Raw genomic sequence first — 15,874 nt, forward strand, 5'->3', positions numbered from 1 at the left:
CCACACTCATGGGTAAGCCTCGGCCGGTAATGAATGTAACGGATAATCACATTCTTTTCGCTCCTTGGAAGCAGGTCGAAATATATCGAGCGAGGGACGCGGAACGCCAGTCGTGACACAAAACGTAAATCCCTCGCCGGGCTAGGACCGCTCGTGGCAAGTCCGCTCCGCTTTCGCCGCTCTACGGAGCGGTGGACCGACGAGAAGGTCGAACGCGACCTGTACGCTCCCCTAGACGAGAAGTTCGGTGCCGAGATGCCGACACCCCATTACCGTGGACCGTCGGGCTACGAGACCCGGCGCATCGAGATGGACAACGGCGACCTCGCGCTGTTCTGCTGGAACGACGACGAGGCGTTCTGGCTCGGCAACACCGAGACGCCCTCCGCCCTCTGGCGCACCGAGAAGTACACCTTCGAGGAGATACCCTATTCGGTCGCGCGGTGGGCCCAGCGCGAACTGCTGGGCGACCTCCGAACCGAGGCCCCGTGGCTGGCCGACTACGACCACCTCGCGTGGTTCTTCCTCCCGGTGCTGTTCTCGAAGGACGGCCGCGAGTCGTCCCGGACCTTCTTCCGGGACCACGCCGCAGGGTTCCCCGACGCGACCCGCGACGACGCGCTGGCGTTCTACGACGAGTTTCTGACCACCGGCGCGTTGGACGACCACCGCTACGAGATGGCGTCGAAACTCGGCACGAGTCCGCAGGTAGACCCCGTGCGGATGGCCTCGGCGATGAGCGAGTTCACCGCCGCGAAGCTGTTGACCGATGCCGGGTACGACGTGACGCCCGAGATAGAGGTCACGACCGGCCACTCGCTGGACTTCCGGGCCGAATCGCCCGGAAACGGCCACGAGTCGCCGCTGGTCGAGGTCACGCGTCCCCGACCGCCGACGCGCCGCCACGCCGACACGCCCGTCGCCGCGGTGCGCGAGACGGCCGAGACCAAGACCTCCGGGCAACTCCAGAAGCACGGCGGCGGCGCGGTGCTGTTCGTGGACTGCTCGGGGTTCCGCGACGACGAGTGGAACGCCGTCCGCGGCGAGCGACCCGCAGTGCGCCACCGCCCCGCGGTGGTCTTCCGGGCGCGACCCTCCGGTGAGGTCGAAGCCTATCGGAAGGGGTCGGTGCCGCTGGACCTCGGCGATGCCGTCGAGTGGGTGTAGCGAATCCCCAAAAACCTCGAAGCGGTTGCGGTCGCCGACGCGCCGCGGTTGCGGTCGCCGTGCCGTTACGGTGCGTCACGGTGCTGTGCGGTTGCGGTGCGGAAGTCCGCCAGCAATTCTACCGCGAGCGAGGGAACGACGTGACCGAGCGAGCGGACCAAGGAATCCCTCGAAGCCTCGCCGAGCGAAGCGAGGCGTGGCTGAGGGGGTGACGCCGTGTTTTTCATGAAAGTTTTGCAAGGGAGAAATCGCGGCGAAGCCGCGATTTCGACCGCAGGAAAAGTTTCAGAAGGAGACCTGCTCGGGACCGGTCGTGCCGAGCGTGGTCGGGTCGCGGTCGCTGTACCCCTTCCGGCCGATAGCCTTCGCGCTGACCGCCGAGTAGAGAAGCTCCTCGGCCTCGCTGGACGTGCCGAACGTCTCGGACTCGACGCGGCCGAACACGTCTGCCAGCGTCTCGGAGCCGTTCGGGAAGTCGAGTTCGTAGTCGCCGTAGGAGTCGGCGAGTTGGTCGGTCGTCGCGGGGTAGTCGTGGTCGCGGAGCAGTTCGGTCGCCTGTTGCAGTGGCATCGGCACATTCTACATCAAAGTTAATGATAAAGCTTCCTGCGGAATGGCATTGAGGAATTTAAGGTGTCTAAGGACGTTGGGAGAGCGCGGGGCTCCTCGGCGGGGCGTAGCGAAGCGCTTTCGGGCACCCCGCTCGTTCTGCGGGGTATGAGCGTCTTCGCGGACCTACACGTCCACACGACCAACTCCGACGGCGAGATGCGCCTGTCGGAGGTGCCCGAGGCCGCCCGCGACGCGGGCGTCTCGGTCGTGGCGATTACCGACCACGACCGCCTCCACCCCGAACTGCCGACGCCGGTCACGGCCTTCGAGGGCGTCACCGTCGTCCACGGCATCGAGTTGCGCGTCGAACCCCGAGGAGACGAGTACGGCGGCGTCGGCGAGCGCGTGGACTTGCTGGGCTACGGCGTCACGCAGACCGACGCCCTCACCGACGAACTCGACCGCATTCAGGCCGACCGGAAGGAACGCGGCCGGAAACTCATCGAGAACGTCGAGGAGTCCCTCGACATCGACCTCGACCTCGAACCCCGTGAGGGACTGGGGCGGCCCCACGTCGCCCGCGCCGTCGTGGACCACCCCGACAGCGGCTACGACGAGCCGAGCGCGGTGTTCGACGACCTCATCGGCAACGACGGCCCCTGCTTCGTCGCGCGCGATGTGACCTCGTTCGAGCGCGGCGTCGAACTGCTGGACGACGCCTGCGGACTCGTCGGCCTCGCACACCCGTATCGCTACGACGACCCCGAGGCGGCGCTCGAACTGACCCGCGAGTTGGACGCCGTGGAACGGTACTACCCCTACGACGAGGAGGTAGACCCGCGACCGGTCGAGCGCGCCATCGCCGAACACGACCTGATTCCGACCGGCGGGACCGACGCCCACGGCCGCGAACTCGGAACGGCCGGGTTGTCGAAACCCGAGTACCGTCACTTTCGCTCCTCGGTCAACCTGTAGACGGGGCTCGAAACGGGAGAAGCACTTCTAAGCCGTGTTTTTGTTGCTTTGAGTTATTTACGTCCGTGTCTGTGCCCGCGTCCGTGTCTTCGCCGAACGAGCGTCGTCCCGGACGAGAGGGCGGACTTCGGGCTGGAGCGGCGGAGTTACCGCGACCGGACGGCACTGCGACGACGACCGCACCGCGACGGCGATCGCACCGCGACAAACTGCACCGCGACGGCGACCGCACCGCGCCCCGAACCTCCCCGCTTGCGCGCTCGGCCGCGCAGAACCGCGAGCGCGGCCGAGCGCACGGCGCATCCTATCGTCGGTCGAGAGGCGCGAACTCCGGTGGCTGGTGCGGTTCTCGAACACGGGACGGGACCGCTGGCGCGGCGCGAAGAACCGCGGACGCTCTCGCCGATTCGACAGGTTCGATGGCCCGAACGCAGACGTTAAATTCCGTCAGCGACTACACCGTGATATGCGGTGTCACTACTGCGACCGGGACGCGGCGTTCGCGCCCGAGTTGAACGGCGTCCAAGTCGGCCTCTGCGACGCGCACTTCCGCGAGCAGTTCGAGTACCTCGCGGAGACCGACGCGCTGGCCTACCTGCGACAGGAGTTAGACGTAGACCGGCCGGAGTAGCGACTCGCGGTCGTCGGGCGTCGGAAAGATTTTGAATTAGGCGCGACCGGCGTCCACGTCGATGGCGTCCACGGGACACACGTCCACACAGAGCATGCAGTCGATGCACTGGGCCTCGTTGGCGGGGTCGGCTTTCTTCTCGCTCTCGGGGTGGTCGGGGGTGTCTACCCACTCGAACACGTCTACCGGGCAGTCCTCCAGACACGCGCCGTCGGCGATGCAGAGGTCGAAGTCCACGGCGACGTGCGTGCCGTGGATGCCCAATTTCTCCGGTTCGTCGACGGGACCCCACACGTCGTGGCCCTCGTGGTCGTCTACTTTCTCGCGGTTTTCGTGGAATTGCGGGTCGATAGCCATTCGAAGTTCACCTATCGAGAGACACGGCCCACGGGTACTTAAAATGACCCCCTGAACGGCCGTCTCAGGCTTTTAGGCCGGGCTAAAACCGAGGTACGAGGAGGGGATGGTCTGATACGAAAAGTTTGCCGACACGATACTTTAAATACTACCGGCCAGCGATAGCCAGCCATGGAGAAGGTTCGAGTCGAAGATGTCGAGTCGCGCATCGGTCCCGCCGACGTGAAACGACCGCTGACGCGCGCGCTCGGCGCGACCGGCCTCGCGGTGAACTACTACGAACTCGCGCCGGGCGACAGTTTCGCGTTCGGCTACCACGCCCACGGCGGCCAAGAGGAGGTCTTCTACGTCGAGTCGGGCACCGTCACCTTCGAGACCGAGGAGGGACCGGTCGCGGTCGGTCCCGGCGAACTCGTCCGGTTCGCGCCCGGCGAGTTCCAGCGCGGCGTCAACGAGGGCGACGAGCGGGTCGTCGCGCTCGCGCTGGGCGCGCCCAAGGAGAGCGGCGACCTCGACCTGCGCCGGGAGTGTCCCGACTGCGGCGAACGGACGCCCAACCGTATCGAGCGCGCCGACGACGAGGAGGGCGCGCTCGTCACGGTCTGCGAGGAGTGTGGCGCGGAGACCGGACGGTTCTCGTAGGTGTCGCTCTCGCCGAAAACAGCTACTCGCGCTCGCACTTCGGGTCGGGACCGAACTGCGTCCACGCCAGTCCCAGCAGTCCGACCGTCAGCACCGTCACTAGCACCTGCGCGACGTTCGCCCCGAGTCCGCCCGCGACCGCACCGGTCGCCAGCGCGGCCCCGCCGACAGCCGACGTGCCGACACAGCAGAGGCTCGCCAGTCCGCCGATTCCGAGGAGTCGCCACGGAACGTCGCCGTCGGTCATGCCCGAGCCTTCGCGGGCGACCCCTTTCGCTCTTTTGCCGACGCGCGTAGCTTTTTCCGCCCGGCCGGACACGGAACGACCGTGACGACTATCCCCAGTCCCGGTCTCGGAACCTCGGGCAACGACGACCCCGAACAGTGCGCCGAGACGGTCCGGCAGGCCCTCGACGTGGGCTACCGGCACGTCGATACGGCCCAGATGTACGACAACGAGGAGGCCGTCGGCGACGGCATCGCCGACAGCGACCTCCCGCGCGAGGAGGTCTTCCTCGCCACGAAGGTCCTGCCCGCGAACCTCGCGCCCGAAGACGTCCGCGAGACGACCGACGCGAGCCTCGACAGGCTCGGCACCGACTACGTGGACCTGCTGTACGTCCACTGGCCGATGAAGGCGTACGACGCCGACGAGACCCTGCCGGTGTTCGACGAGTTGTACGACGAGGGCAAAGCCGAGAACGTCGCGGTCAGCAACTTCACGCCCGACCTGCTGGACGAGGCCCGCGAGATTCTGGACGCTCCCGTCGTGGCGAATCAGGTCGAGATGCACCCCCTGCTCCCCCAAGACGACCTGCTGGCGCACTGCCGGGAACGAGATGTCACCGTCGTCGCGTACTGCCCGCTGATGCAGGGCGAGGCGGGCGACGTGGACGTGTTGGCCGACATCGCGGACGAGCGCGACACGACGCCCGAGGCCGTCAGCCTCGCGTGGCTGAACCAGCGCGACGGCGTGGTCCCGATTCCGAAGGCGACCGGCGTCGAACACCTCCGGGCGAACTTCGACCCGCCCGAACTCTCCGAGGACGAGGTGGCGCGTATCGACGCGATAGAGGAGCGCGAGCGACTCGTGGACCCCGACGACGCGGCGTGGAACTGACCCCGCGAGCAGAGCCAGCCGACGACGTTCTCCAGCCGTTCTGCCGTCCGACTTAATCGGTTCCGTCCCCATCACTGTCCTATGACCGGTGGGGAGCCAGAGTCACAGGACGAGGTGGCCGAGACGTTACCGATGATAACCGAAGGGGCGGAGGTGGTGCTGGCCGAACCGATGGACGAGGACCGGAGCGACGAGATAGCGACGGAGGTTCGACAAACGCTCCGGAACCTCGGCGAGGAGGAACTGCTCGCCGAGGCGGGCGGGGACGGGAGTATCCAGTGGGACCGACTCCGGGAGGCGTGGGACGGCCACGACCCCTCCGACGCGCTGACGAACAAGCTCTCGACGCTCCGCCAGCGCGGCCAGCGCACCCACCCGTCGCTGATGCAGGTCCGGTTTCGGGAGGACGAGACCGACATCGACTTCGCGCCCGGCCAGTACGTCACGTTGCGCTACGACGACACGCCCCGGCCCTACTCGGTCGCCTGCTCGCCCAACGAGAGCTACCTCGAAATGGCCATCCGGCGGGTCCCCGGCGGGACGCTGACCGGCGACCTCTGCGACGACGTGGATGCCGGGAAGGACGTGACTTTGCGCGGACCGAACGGCGACTTCACGCTACAGGAACCCTCCGAGCGCGACATGGTGTTTCTCTGCACGGGCACGGGGGTCGCGCCGTTCCGGAGCATGATAGACTACACCTTCGAGGAGGGCCGCGACGAACACGCGGGCACCGAGCGGGACCTCTGGCTCTTCCTCGGCACGGGGTGGAGAGACGACGTGGCCTACCGCGACCACCTCCAGCGACTGGACGACGAGCGCGACAACTTCCACTTCGTGCCGACCCTCTCGCGCGAGGAGTACCTCAGCGACTGGGACGGCGAGACTGCCTACGTCCAACAGACGCTCCTGAAGTACGTCGAGAGCGAGGCCGTCGAGGACGCCGACCTCCCGCCCGCGATGGCCCGAGTCGCCGACGAATCGCCCAACTACGACATCGACGCGCGCATCGACCCCGAGAACGCCGAGGTGTACGCCTGCGGGACCAACGTCATGGTCGAGGGACTGCTCGACGCGGTCCGGAGCATCGGCGTGCCCGAAGAGTGGGTCGAGAGCGAAGGCTACGGATAGGGAAATCGGAGAGGGACGGGACCACCGGTTCAGAGCGGTTCTACCTCGTCGCCGACCGAAATCTCGCCAGACTCGATTACGTCGGCTTCGAGACCGCCGCGGTGTAGTAGCGCGGAGACCGCGCCCTCCTCGGTCAGCGATTCGAGGTGGCCGCAGGGTTCACAGAGGTCGGTCCCCTCGCACACCACCTCGCCGACGCGGAATCGCTCGCCGACGAGGTGGTTCAGCGCGGCGTCGCTCGTGGTGACGTTGCGCCGATGCTCGCCGTCGTCCAAGTCGATGCCCTCCTCGGCGGCGGCGGCGAGTGCTTCGCGCTCGATGAGCGTGATGTCGGCCTTGTCTTTCCCGAAGTGGCGGTCCCCGCGCACGCCCTCGCCCGCGACGGCCTCGACCTCGTCGGTCGGTTCGGTCTCCTCGCCCGACTCGGGCGCGAGGTGGATGGCCTCGACGCGTCCAGTTCCGTCCATACTCGGGACTCTGGCCGGAGCCACTTAACTCTCGCTCGTCGCTCGCAACTCCTCGACGGTCTCGCGGACCGACTCGCAAACGCGCACCGCGAACCGCGCTTTCGCCTGCCCGGTTCGCTGGCGCTGGAGGTGGAGCGACTTCAGGTACGAGACCGCGTTTACGAGTCGGAAGCACTCGCTCCGACGGTCGGAGCCGGTGGGGAGCGGTCGGACCGACTCGTAGCCTGCGTTGAAGGCGGCGAATTCGTCGCCCTCTCGGGTGACACCGGACCTGCCGAGGAGTGGCATCGCGGTCCGCCAGTAGTCGTACTCGGCGGGCGCGACCAATGCGTGTTCCCAGTCTACGACGCAGGTTGGGTCGCTGTCGGCGACCGCGACGTGCGCCGGGAGGTAGTTGCCGTGGGCCAGCACGGGGTCGTCGGACCCCGCCAGCAGGTCGGGGCGTGCTTCGAGGAAGGTTCGGGCCTCCTCGGCCACCTCGGCGTACCCGAAGTCGGCGAGGTAGTCGCGCAGGTCCGCGAGGAAGTCGAGCGTCGTCTCGGTCCACGAGTCTCGGGTCTCGACTGCGAGCGGTCCGGTCTCACCGCCCGTGGCGCGCGGGAAGCCGGTCTCCTCGAACGCGCCAGCGGTCTGGTCGTGGAGCGTCGCCAGTCCCGCCCCGAGCGTCCGCGCCCGAGAGGCGTCGAGCGTCGGCTCCTCGTCGGGCAGTCCGTCGCACCACTCGGCGACGAACCAGTCGTCGCCCGCGCCGAGTATCTCGGGGACGGGGACCCCGGTCTCCCGGCCGACGAACTCCATCACGCGAGCCTCGGTCGCGGGGTCGGCGCGCGCTCCTCGGGCCACTTTGCAGACCGCGCGGGTGCCTTCGACCGAGACCTCGTAGACCGCGTGGGGCGGTACGGCGTGGAGTTCGCCCCGAATCCGGTAGTCGTTCGACAGCGTTGCGAGTGCGTCGCGTACGTCAGTTGGGTCGTCTGTCATAGTTCACGTCGCGTGACGTGCGACGGCCGGTCGCATCGCAGGGCCAGTCCTGCGGCTACGACCGAGGAGAAGACATTCTCGAATTGTCCGTGGTGTGACTTGAACGTTCGGATACTCCACGTACGAACTCACGTTCCCGTCGGCGGTGTCCGACGCTTCGCAAAGACTCCTCGAAAGCGAATCAGACCAATTTTGTACTCGGAAAGTCACACTCCGAGTCGTGCCGCGGTTCGACTACCCCTGTCCCGACTGCCGGACGACGAGCAACCTCCACGGCCCCGACTGCGAGTTCGAGGGCGCGTCGTGGGCCGACATCGAGAAGGCCTACACCGACCTCGTGGCGGTCCTCTCGGCCAACTCGCTCCCCGAGGAGGCGGTCCGGAACGCGGTCCACGGTCGGTGGAGCAACCTCCACAACTCCGCGCTGGACCGGCTGGTCCACGAACAGCGCGTGATGGAGGACGAGCAGGGACACCTCGAACTGCTGACCGCCGAGGAGTACAAGGAACACGTCACGGACCCCAACGTCGAACCCATCAAGACCGTCGCTCGGAAGGGGTCGGTGCCCGGTGCCCACGACAACGCCGTCTTCGCCATGATAGCGTGGTACGAGATGGTCGGCCTCTCGTGGACCGAGACCCGCGAGCGCGTCGTGGACTGGCTCCGAGACACCGGGACGTGGACCCGCGGCGGGTTCGAGGAGGCCTCGCCCCAAGAACTCGTCAACAAGAAGCGCCACGTCTACGAGGCGGGCTACGGCTGGAAGGAGAAGGCCGAGGCCGCGAAGGCGGTCATCGACCGAAGTCTGTAGCGCCACGCGTCGTCGGTCTACCCCACCGTTCTACGCTTTTCCGACTGGTCGCTAGTCGCTTCGAGAACTGTAGGAGAAATCGAGGTGGCGGACGCCGAATCAGTCGCTCTGGATGCGCGGCGCGAGCATGAAGGTGACGTTGCCCTGCCCCTCCGCGATGTCGAAGTGAAGCTTGACGGGGAACTCCTCGCCGAGTTCGATGGTGACCTCGGCGTCCTTCGGGATGGCCTTGTTCATGTCCTTGAGGTAGTCGAGGCTAAAGAGCGAGCGGGCCGGACCGGCCTGCAGGTCCACGAGGTCCTCGCGGTCCAGTTCGAGGCGCACGTCGTCGGTGTCGCCCTCCGCCTCCACGACGAAGGTCTCCTCGTCGGCGTCCACCGCGAGCGCGATGTGGTCGCTGACCATGTCGGCGGCCGTGACCGAGCGGTCGATGTCCTTGCCCTCCACGACGATCTCCGCGGAGAGGTCGAGGTCCGGAATGTCGGGTTCCTGTCGGATGGAGTCGGGGTCGATGAGCGCGAGGGTGTACTCCAGCCCGTCGATCTGGATGTGGAGCTTGCGGGTCTCCTCGTCGAGTTCGAGGTGGACCGGCTGGTCGCCGCTGGCCATGCCAGCGATGTCTTCGAGTCGGTCGAGATTCACGCCGATGATGCCGCCGTCCGCCTCGTAGGATTCGAAAGCCGCCGCGTCGAGTTCGAGGTCCACCATCCCCACGTTGGCGGGGTCTACGGCACGAATAGCGAGACCGTCCTCTTCGAGGTGGATCTTACACTCGTCCACCAGCACGCCCACGGAGTCGATAGTATCCTTGAGCGTGTCGGCGCTCACGATAGCCTTAAACATCTTGGCAAGTGGTACGAACCCCCGGCATAAAAAGTCACCCGTTCGGGCGCGTGCGCGTGAGAGCCTGACGAATTCGAGAAGTGACGTTTCCCGGCAAACGAAGCGCGTAAACCCGTCGCGCGACTATCCACTTCCAATCGAATGAGCCACAAAGACCACTACTACAACAAATCCAAGCAGGAGGGCTACCGGTCTCGGGCCGCCTACAAACTCAAGCAACTCGACCGCGAGGAGGACCTCCTCCACGAAGGAAAGAGCGTCGTGGACCTCGGCGCGGCCCCCGGCGGGTGGCTACAGGTCGCCAGCGAGGAGGTCGGCGAGACCGGCACCGTCGTCGGCGTGGACCTCCAGCGAATCAAGGACGTAGACGGCGTGGAGACGGTTCGGGGCGACATGACCGACGAGGCCACCAAGGAGAAGGTCCGGGCGATTGCGGGCGACGCGGTAGACGTGGTGGTCTCGGACATGGCACCCAACATGACCGGCGAGTACAGCGTGGACCACGCCCGGTCGGTCCACCTCGCCCGGCAGGCGTTCGAGACCGCACTCGACGTGCTGGACACCGGCGGCGACTTCGCGGTGAAGGTCTTCGAGGGGCAGGACTTGGACGACTTCCGCGAGGAGGTCGGAGACGAGTTCCAGTACGTCCGGACGCTCCGACCCGACGCCTCGCGGGACTCCTCGTCGGAAATCTACCTCGTCGGCAAGGGCCGGATGACCGCCCCGGTCGCGGAGGGCGACGTAATCGAGGTCGAAATCGTGGACGAAGGTTCGGAGGGCGACGGCGTGGCCAAAGTCGAGACCTACACGCTGTTCGTCCCCGGCACCAGCGAAGGCGAGACGGTCGAAGTCGAGGTCACGGAGGTCAAGCCGCGGTTCGGCTTCGCGGAGCGAACCGACGAGTAGCGAACGACCGCCAAGCAGTCAGAAGTCGGGGTCGTACCCTTCGACTCGCGCTTTTTCGACGACCGACTCGATGAAGTCCGATTTCTCGCGGGTGTACTTCGGCACGTCCTCGGGATGCTTCTCGGCGGCGGCGCGCTTGATTCGGGCGTACTCGTCGCGGGCCGCGGGATGGTCGCGCAGGTACTCCCGAAGTAGAAGATACCGCGACACGGCGTCGGAGTTCCGCGGCCGGACGTGGACGTTGAACTCTTGGCCGTCGTCGGCGGTTCGACCGAGTTCGATCCAGTCGTCGCCCCGGTCTTTCTCGCTCCGATAGTAGCCGTTCTGCTGGAGGAGGTCGGCACACCGCTCGCCGTCGTCCATGTCGGTGACGACCGGACAGATGTCCACGATTGGCTTGGCCGCGAGGCCCGGCACGGCGGTGCTACCAACGTGTTCGACGCTGACGACGGTCTCACCGAGAACGTTCCGCATCCGAGTCGCTTCGCGCTCGAACCGGACCGGCCACTCGGGGTCGTACTCGGCGATTTCGATTCGGTACGCTCCCATACTCGTCGATTCTCTCGCTAGTCGCCCTTAGTTCTACGCGCTGTCAGATTCGCGCGCCGACGCCCGCCCACCTGACCACGCCGCGGAAGAAGATGACGACGCCGACCAGAAACGCAGTCAGCGCCGCGAGCATCGCCGTTGCGTCGAGCGTGGGACCGCCGAGGAAGGGGCCGCGAACGAGCATCCAGCCACCGAGGAGCGCGACGCCGAGACCGAACAGCGCCGTCGTGGCACCGAGTAGTTTTCGCATGTCCGTCTTGCTCACTCTATCCCAGCGAAGAAACGTTTATGGCCAAAACACCGGAAAAAGTGTCGTATCGTCGCGGTCGTCAGTCGCAGACTACGAGTCCGTCGAGTTGCGGGCCTCGTCGAGCCACGCCGGTTCCGCGACGGTCGTCTCGCCCACGTCCGAGACGTTCATCGAGAACTCGGTCCGGGCCTGCTGGCCCTGTCGGGCGGCCGAGACCTCGACCGACACCGAGTGGACGACGCCCTGCTGGTCCACCAGCATCGTCGCGTTGTAGTCGGTGACGTTCATCTGCTGGCTCTGAGTCGCGTTGCTCCCGTCGGCTTCGAGGACGACGAGCGTCGTGCCCTCGACGGTGCGGACGCCGGTCGGCGTGAAGTTACCCGACCCGGCGAACCGGTCGAGGTAGCTCCGGCCGGTGTACGACGACGGGACGATTTGGCTCGACTCGGGCGTGCGGTCGGCGACCTGATACCGCGCCTCGCCGTCGGCGACGTTCAAGCGCGTGAATCGCTTCTCCTCGGTCACGTAGACCGACACGTCCTGCCCGAGCGCGGAACCGTTCACGCGAATCTCCTCGCGGTCGGCCCCGACGGCGGCGTCGAGCGCGACCGACTGGTTGCCCATCGAGGAGTTGACGGTGGACGCGACTTCGAGGGTGAAGCTCTGGTTCTGGAGGGTGTTCTCGTGGGCGTCGGCGAGGGCCGTCAGATTGGTCCCGTTCTCCGAGACGCCCGCGGGGTACGTTACGTCGTCTAGCGTCTGTGCGCCGTCGCCGCCCGAGAGCGCGCCGGAGCAACCGGCGAGGGCCACGAGGGAGGCGACGACGAGCAACTGGAGGGCTTTGCGTCGCATGTGACTCGTCGGTGGCAGGGCGACCGCAAAGAACTGTCGGTGTCGGGTTTCGGTGTCCGGAATCCGACTCGTTTAGTCGGCGGTCCGCGGCGCGGGCGCGGCCGACCCGCGCGACCGGAGGTAGCCGACGACCGCGTAGACGAACGGCGTGTCCGCGACCGCGATGCCGAGTTTGAGGACGTACTGGCCGACGACGAGACCGAGGAGGGCGTTCGTCCCCATCGGGTCGCCGCCCCGGAGCGCGGGCATCGCGGCGAAGCCGACGAACACGAAGATGAGCGTGTCGAGCAGTTGGCTACTCGCCGTCGAGCCGACGTTCCGAATCCACAGCGAGTCGCCGTCGGTCGCCTCCCGAATCGCGTGGAAGACCCGCACGTCCCAGTGCTGGCTGACGACGTACGCCAGCAGGCTGGCGACCACGATGTTCAGGCTCGCACCGAGGACCGCCTCGAACGTCGCGGGGTCCACCGCGCTGAACGGCGCGGCGGGCGCGGCGATGGTCGAGTACACCAGCGCCAGCAGGACGAAGTTCATGGCGAAGCCGACGTTGACCATCTTGTGGGCCTCGTCGGGACCGTAGAGTTCCGAGTAGCAGTCCGACGCGAAGAACGTCACGGCGTAGGCCAGCGCCGCGCCGGGCATGACCAGCAGGTTCCCCGAGAAGGGGAGCGAGAACGGAATCGAGAACCCGAGGAGTTTCGAGGCCGTCAACTGCGCGGTCACCAGCGCGGTGACGAACAGCGCGACGAGCGCGATGCGACCGGTCGGGAGCGGCGTCGTGTCGCGGTAGTGGTCGGTCATCGTCGAGTCCTCGCTCAGTCGTCTTCGAGTCGGCCGTGGCGCTCGTCTATCTCGTCCAGTACGTCCAGCATCTTCCGGACCGACGCGCGGATGGCCTCGCTCCGGTTGACGAACTTGCCCTCCTCGCCGACGTGGCCGTCGAGGTCTTCGAGGAGTTCGTCGGGCACTTCGACGCTTATCTTGCTCATACTGGGATATTATCCTTCGGTGGTTTAAACTGTTCGAGATTTCGAGACGCGCGTGAATTGAGGTTGGAGTGGAATGGTCTCGTGTTGCATCACGACTGCACAGCGGACTATCGCCGACTCCTATCGTACCGCCAGCCGCACAGCACCGCTACCACGGGCCTCACACCTCCCCAACCTCCTCGCTCACTGCGTTCGCTCGTCCCTCGCGCGGACGGGTGCGCCACGGAGGGCGCACTCCCACGCGCCGGGAGTCAGTCCAGACGCTCGAAGCAATCTGGTCAAGTCGGTCGAACTCCAGTCACTCGAACGGGCGAATCGAGAAACGTGTCTGGCAAACGAGGAGACCGGGAAAACGGCCGAGAAATCGAGCGTCGTCGCTACCGTCGTCCGCCAGCCGTCACGACGAACAGGCCGCCCAGTCCGATGAGGTAGGCGACCGAGAGCGGGATGGCGACGAGGAACATCGTGTAGATGCTGTCGGGCGTCGCCAGCCCCGCGACCGCGAAGATGGCGATGACGACCTCGCGCCAGCGGTCTTTCATCGCGTCGAACGAGACGATGCCGCCGCGCTCGAACAGCCACATCGTCAGGGGCACGTCCGCAAGCAGGCCGATGCCCGCGGTGGTGAAGAACACGAGCCAGAAGAAGTTGCTGACCCGGTAGGAGATTATCATCTCGGCGCGGAGCGCGTCGGCGACCAGCCACGAGATGACGCTCGGCGCGACGATGGTGTACCCCAGCGCGCTCCCGGCGACGAGTCCGGCCGCGATGGTCACCGACCAGAGACCGAACACGCGCCGGTCACCGGCGGCGAGACCGCGTTCTTTCATCGCAGGCCACGAGTAGTACAGGACCAGCGGGACGACGGCCACCGCGCCAAGTAGCGTCGCTATCTTGACCTCGAAGACGAGCGCCTCGACGGGGTGGAGCGTCACGATGTTCAGCACCGTCTCGCCGGACCCCATCTCGGGGCGGACCTCTCGGGGCAGTCGCTCCAAGAAGTCCCGGCGAATGACGCCGATGCCGCCCCGGTAGAGGAACGTGAACACGCCCGCGAGGACTATCATGAACAGGCCGACGATGCGGAACATCTTCGACGTGAGACTCTCGAAGATGAACCGCAGGTCGTAGAACCACCCGCCGATGTCGTCCTCGGTGGTCTCGTCCTCGGTGAAGGCGTCGGCCATGCCCGCGGCCGTACTCTCGAAGACGTTGCCCGAGTCGTCGGGTTCGTCGGACTCGCGGGGGAACGTCGCCTCCTCGACCTCCTCGTCGGCGGCTTCGGCGTCGGTCGCCTCCGCGCCCGCCGCGGCCCCTGCGGCCGCCTCGGCGGCTTCGTCCTCCTCGTCGTCCTCGGGGTTGAGTTCGTCGTAGCGGTCGAGGATGGCTTGGGCCTTCTCGGCGTTGTCGGCGTCCATCGCCTCGCGGGCGTGGCCGACTGCGTCCTCCTCGGACATGTCGGCGAAGACCTCCGGCGGGGCCGCGCGGACCGCGCCCGCGTCGAGATTTTCGAGGTCGATGTCGCCCGGCGCTCCGGCGGCCGGTGCCGAGACGTTCGCGGCGACCTCGTTGAGTTCTTGGGTCAGGAAGTAGAGGAACGTGACGACGAACGCGACCAGCGCGACCGCGCCGGACGCGACGAGGACGGACTCCTGTCGGGGAAGCCCTACGACCGACTCGACGGCCGGGAGCGCGTACTTCGCGGGGAGTTCGGCGTTGATGGTCTCGACGCCCGCGCGAGTGAAGAAGAATCTGACCAGCAGGAACGCCAGCGCGGGGACTCCGAGCATCCGAATCGCGTTGTTCCGGACGACGCCGAAGAAACTCAGTCGCTCGCTTCCGCGCTTGAGCGTCACGACGATCTTCGTGAGATAGAGGCTGAACCCGTACAGCAGGATGAGCGGCGTCGCCCACATGATCTGGGTGAACGGGTCCGGCGGCGACGCGACGGCACCGAACAGGAAGATGCCCATGACGGCGTAGCGCCACTTGTCGCGGAACGTCTCGTACTTGACGATGCCGGTGTAGGCCAGTCCGCTCATCGCCAGCGGGAGTTCCGCGGCGAGACCGAACGACAGCGAGAGGAACGCGATGAACTCGGTCCACTTCACGATGGAGTAGCGCGTCTCGAAGCCAGCGTTCGTGGCGTTGTCCGCGAGGAACTGGAACATCAGCGGGAAGAAGACGCCGTAGCCGTACAGCATGCCGCCGGTGAACAGCGCCAGCGCGAGCAAGACGAGTATCGCTATCTTCCAGCGAGCGATGGGTGCGCCGGGGTACCACGAGCGTTGGCGGAGCGAGTCGCGCGAGTAGTACAGCAAGACCGGGAGCGCGACGACGCCGCCCGCGATAGCTCCTATCTTCGCCTGTAGGAGAATCACGTCGAACGGCGTCACCGCGATGACGGTGACTTGCTCGGCCAGCGAGGGCGGCATCTGGGATTTGGTAACTTCTTTGAGGAATGGCCACCCGGCGGAACGAAGCGCGTAGAAAGACGCGACGAAGCCGACGAGGAAGACGATGAATACCTTCTGTAGATGCTCCTGCGCCGTCGAGAGCATCGCTCCGATGGTCTCTCGGCCGCTGTTGACGGCGCGGGCGGTGTCCTCGTCGACGACGCTACTTCCAGTCCCGGACATTCTTTGGAAAGG

20 protein-coding genes are annotated in these 15,874 nt (G+C 66.4%); 8 read left to right on the plus strand and 12 right to left on the minus strand.

From position 1 onward, the window contains the following. Window positions 1-153: 153 nt before the first annotated feature. Complete coding sequence (locus tag EPL00_RS15715) at window positions 154-1,167, plus strand: DUF5784 family protein (RefSeq protein WP_135853484.1); 1,014 nt, start codon at window positions 154-156, stop codon at window positions 1,165-1,167. A gap of 285 nt (window positions 1,168-1,452) precedes the next feature. Here EPL00_RS15715 and EPL00_RS15720 read toward each other — a convergent pair whose 3' ends face one another. After that, a complete protein-coding gene (locus EPL00_RS15720; protein WP_135853483.1) occupies window positions 1,453-1,737 on the minus strand; it encodes a DUF5789 family protein in 285 nt (94 codons plus the stop codon). Window positions 1,738-1,884: 147 nt separating this feature from the next. On the opposite strand from EPL00_RS15720, the gene EPL00_RS15725 reads away from it, so the two are divergent. Both EPL00_RS15725 and EPL00_RS23605 read left to right on the plus strand, forming a co-directional pair. After that, complete coding sequence (locus EPL00_RS15725; protein ID WP_135853482.1) at window positions 1,885-2,694, plus strand: PHP domain-containing protein; 810 nt, start codon at window positions 1,885-1,887, stop codon at window positions 2,692-2,694. A gap of 466 nt (window positions 2,695-3,160) precedes the next feature. Beyond that, window positions 3,161-3,325: a DUF6757 family protein gene (locus EPL00_RS23605; RefSeq protein ID WP_202932662.1), complete on the plus strand. Its 165-nt coding sequence runs from the start codon at window positions 3,161-3,163 to the stop codon at window positions 3,323-3,325. A 36-nt stretch (window positions 3,326-3,361) separates the two neighbouring features. Here EPL00_RS23605 and EPL00_RS15730 read toward each other — a convergent pair whose 3' ends face one another. Beyond that, on the minus strand, window positions 3,362-3,682 hold the full coding sequence (locus tag EPL00_RS15730; protein ID WP_135853481.1) for a 4Fe-4S dicluster domain-containing protein: 321 nt from the start codon (window positions 3,680-3,682) through the stop codon (window positions 3,362-3,364). A 171-nt stretch (window positions 3,683-3,853) separates the two neighbouring features. On the opposite strand from EPL00_RS15730, the gene EPL00_RS15735 reads away from it, so the two are divergent. Then, entirely contained in the window at window positions 3,854-4,324 is a 471-nt protein-coding gene (locus EPL00_RS15735) for a cupin domain-containing protein (RefSeq protein ID WP_135853480.1), read from the plus strand. A gap of 22 nt (window positions 4,325-4,346) precedes the next feature. On the opposite strand, the gene EPL00_RS15740 is transcribed toward EPL00_RS15735, so the two are convergent. After that, window positions 4,347-4,571 (minus strand): hypothetical protein, encoded by a 225-nt coding sequence (locus EPL00_RS15740; RefSeq protein WP_135853479.1) that lies wholly within the window; start codon window positions 4,569-4,571, stop codon window positions 4,347-4,349. Window positions 4,572-4,652: 81 nt separating this feature from the next. Here EPL00_RS15740 and EPL00_RS15745 point away from each other — a divergent pair, with 81 nt between their 5' ends. Further along, window positions 4,653-5,444, plus strand: a complete 792-nt coding sequence (locus EPL00_RS15745) for an aldo/keto reductase (protein WP_135853478.1) — start codon at window positions 4,653-4,655, stop codon at window positions 5,442-5,444. An 81-nt stretch (window positions 5,445-5,525) separates the two neighbouring features. Then, window positions 5,526-6,575, plus strand: coding sequence for a ferredoxin--NADP reductase (locus EPL00_RS15750; RefSeq protein ID WP_202932663.1), 1,050 nt, complete (start codon window positions 5,526-5,528; stop codon window positions 6,573-6,575). Window positions 6,576-6,604: 29 nt separating this feature from the next. Here EPL00_RS15750 and EPL00_RS15755 read toward each other — a convergent pair whose 3' ends face one another. Beyond that, on the minus strand, window positions 6,605-7,042 hold the full coding sequence (locus EPL00_RS15755; protein ID WP_135853477.1) for an MOSC domain-containing protein: 438 nt from the start codon (window positions 7,040-7,042) through the stop codon (window positions 6,605-6,607). A 24-nt stretch (window positions 7,043-7,066) separates the two neighbouring features. Continuing rightward, window positions 7,067-8,023 carry a phosphotransferase family protein gene (locus EPL00_RS15760; protein ID WP_135853476.1) on the minus strand — a complete coding sequence of 319 codons (957 nt, stop codon included), beginning with the start codon at window positions 8,021-8,023 and terminating at the stop codon, window positions 7,067-7,069. A 220-nt stretch (window positions 8,024-8,243) separates the two neighbouring features. Here EPL00_RS15760 and EPL00_RS15765 point away from each other — a divergent pair, with 220 nt between their 5' ends. Then, window positions 8,244-8,834: a DUF7474 family protein gene (locus tag EPL00_RS15765; RefSeq protein WP_135853475.1), complete on the plus strand. Its 591-nt coding sequence runs from the start codon at window positions 8,244-8,246 to the stop codon at window positions 8,832-8,834. Between the two features lie 99 nt (window positions 8,835-8,933). Here the strand turns inward: EPL00_RS15765 and EPL00_RS15770 are convergent, their stop codons facing one another. Beyond that, window positions 8,934-9,677, minus strand: a complete 744-nt coding sequence (locus tag EPL00_RS15770) for a DNA polymerase sliding clamp (protein WP_135853474.1) — start codon at window positions 9,675-9,677, stop codon at window positions 8,934-8,936. Between the two features lie 141 nt (window positions 9,678-9,818). On the opposite strand from EPL00_RS15770, the gene EPL00_RS15775 reads away from it, so the two are divergent. Further along, window positions 9,819-10,583 (plus strand): 23S rRNA (uridine(2552)-2'-O)-methyltransferase, encoded by a 765-nt coding sequence (locus EPL00_RS15775; RefSeq protein ID WP_135853473.1) that lies wholly within the window; start codon window positions 9,819-9,821, stop codon window positions 10,581-10,583. A gap of 18 nt (window positions 10,584-10,601) precedes the next feature. On the opposite strand, the gene EPL00_RS15780 is transcribed toward EPL00_RS15775, so the two are convergent. The 6 genes from EPL00_RS15780 to tatC all read right to left on the minus strand — a co-directional run bounded on the left by EPL00_RS15780 (window position 10,602) and on the right by tatC (window position 15,862). Continuing rightward, window positions 10,602-11,132 (minus strand): GrpB family protein, encoded by a 531-nt coding sequence (locus EPL00_RS15780; protein ID WP_135853472.1) that lies wholly within the window; start codon window positions 11,130-11,132, stop codon window positions 10,602-10,604. A 43-nt stretch (window positions 11,133-11,175) separates the two neighbouring features. Continuing rightward, on the minus strand, window positions 11,176-11,382 hold the full coding sequence (locus EPL00_RS15785; RefSeq protein WP_135853471.1) for a hypothetical protein: 207 nt from the start codon (window positions 11,380-11,382) through the stop codon (window positions 11,176-11,178). A gap of 90 nt (window positions 11,383-11,472) precedes the next feature. Beyond that, window positions 11,473-12,234: a DUF7537 family lipoprotein gene (locus tag EPL00_RS15790; RefSeq protein WP_135853470.1), complete on the minus strand. Its 762-nt coding sequence runs from the start codon at window positions 12,232-12,234 to the stop codon at window positions 11,473-11,475. Between the two features lie 72 nt (window positions 12,235-12,306). Beyond that, the gene (locus tag EPL00_RS15795; RefSeq protein ID WP_135853469.1) at window positions 12,307-13,035 is read right to left on the minus strand and encodes a queuosine precursor transporter; all 729 of its coding nucleotides are present in this window, start codon (window positions 13,033-13,035) and stop codon (window positions 12,307-12,309) included. Between the two features lie 14 nt (window positions 13,036-13,049). Then, entirely contained in the window at window positions 13,050-13,223 is a 174-nt protein-coding gene (locus EPL00_RS15800; protein WP_135853468.1) for a ribbon-helix-helix domain-containing protein, read from the minus strand. Between the two features lie 377 nt (window positions 13,224-13,600). Then, window positions 13,601-15,862 carry a twin-arginine translocase subunit TatC gene (gene tatC / locus EPL00_RS15805; RefSeq protein ID WP_135853467.1) on the minus strand — a complete coding sequence of 754 codons (2,262 nt, stop codon included), beginning with the start codon at window positions 15,860-15,862 and terminating at the stop codon, window positions 13,601-13,603. Between the last annotated feature and the right edge of the window lie 12 nt (window positions 15,863-15,874).

The organism is Halorussus salinus (genome assembly GCF_004765815.2).
Classification (GTDB): Archaea; Halobacteriota; Halobacteria; order Halobacteriales; family Haladaptataceae; genus Halorussus; species Halorussus salinus.

Excerpts from the sequence above, each read along its gene's own strand:
- EPL00_RS15720 (WP_135853483.1), bottom strand. The coding sequence starts at position 1,737 with ATGCCACTGCAACAGGCGACCGAACTGCTCCGCGACCACGACTACCCC.
- EPL00_RS15725 (WP_135853482.1), top strand. The coding sequence starts at position 1,885 with ATGAGCGTCTTCGCGGACCTACACGTCCACACGACCAACTCCGACGGC.
- EPL00_RS23605 (WP_202932662.1), top strand. The coding sequence starts at position 3,161 with ATGCGGTGTCACTACTGCGACCGGGACGCGGCGTTCGCGCCCGAGTTG.
- EPL00_RS15730 (WP_135853481.1), bottom strand. The coding sequence starts at position 3,682 with ATGGCTATCGACCCGCAATTCCACGAAAACCGCGAGAAAGTAGACGAC.
- EPL00_RS15735 (WP_135853480.1), top strand. The coding sequence starts at position 3,854 with ATGGAGAAGGTTCGAGTCGAAGATGTCGAGTCGCGCATCGGTCCCGCC.
- EPL00_RS15740 (WP_135853479.1), bottom strand. The coding sequence starts at position 4,571 with ATGACCGACGGCGACGTTCCGTGGCGACTCCTCGGAATCGGCGGACTG.
- EPL00_RS15750 (WP_202932663.1), top strand. The coding sequence starts at position 5,526 with ATGACCGGTGGGGAGCCAGAGTCACAGGACGAGGTGGCCGAGACGTTA.
- EPL00_RS15755 (WP_135853477.1), bottom strand. The coding sequence starts at position 7,042 with ATGGACGGAACTGGACGCGTCGAGGCCATCCACCTCGCGCCCGAGTCG.
- EPL00_RS15760 (WP_135853476.1), bottom strand. The coding sequence starts at position 8,023 with ATGACAGACGACCCAACTGACGTACGCGACGCACTCGCAACGCTGTCG.
- EPL00_RS15770 (WP_135853474.1), bottom strand. The coding sequence starts at position 9,677 with ATGTTTAAGGCTATCGTGAGCGCCGACACGCTCAAGGATACTATCGAC.
- EPL00_RS15775 (WP_135853473.1), top strand. The coding sequence starts at position 9,819 with ATGAGCCACAAAGACCACTACTACAACAAATCCAAGCAGGAGGGCTAC.
- EPL00_RS15780 (WP_135853472.1), bottom strand. The coding sequence starts at position 11,132 with ATGGGAGCGTACCGAATCGAAATCGCCGAGTACGACCCCGAGTGGCCG.
- EPL00_RS15785 (WP_135853471.1), bottom strand. The coding sequence starts at position 11,382 with ATGCGAAAACTACTCGGTGCCACGACGGCGCTGTTCGGTCTCGGCGTC.
- EPL00_RS15790 (WP_135853470.1), bottom strand. The coding sequence starts at position 12,234 with ATGCGACGCAAAGCCCTCCAGTTGCTCGTCGTCGCCTCCCTCGTGGCC.
- EPL00_RS15795 (WP_135853469.1), bottom strand. The coding sequence starts at position 13,035 with ATGACCGACCACTACCGCGACACGACGCCGCTCCCGACCGGTCGCATC.
- EPL00_RS15800 (WP_135853468.1), bottom strand. The coding sequence starts at position 13,223 with ATGAGCAAGATAAGCGTCGAAGTGCCCGACGAACTCCTCGAAGACCTC.
- tatC (WP_135853467.1), bottom strand. The coding sequence starts at position 15,862 with ATGTCCGGGACTGGAAGTAGCGTCGTCGACGAGGACACCGCCCGCGCC.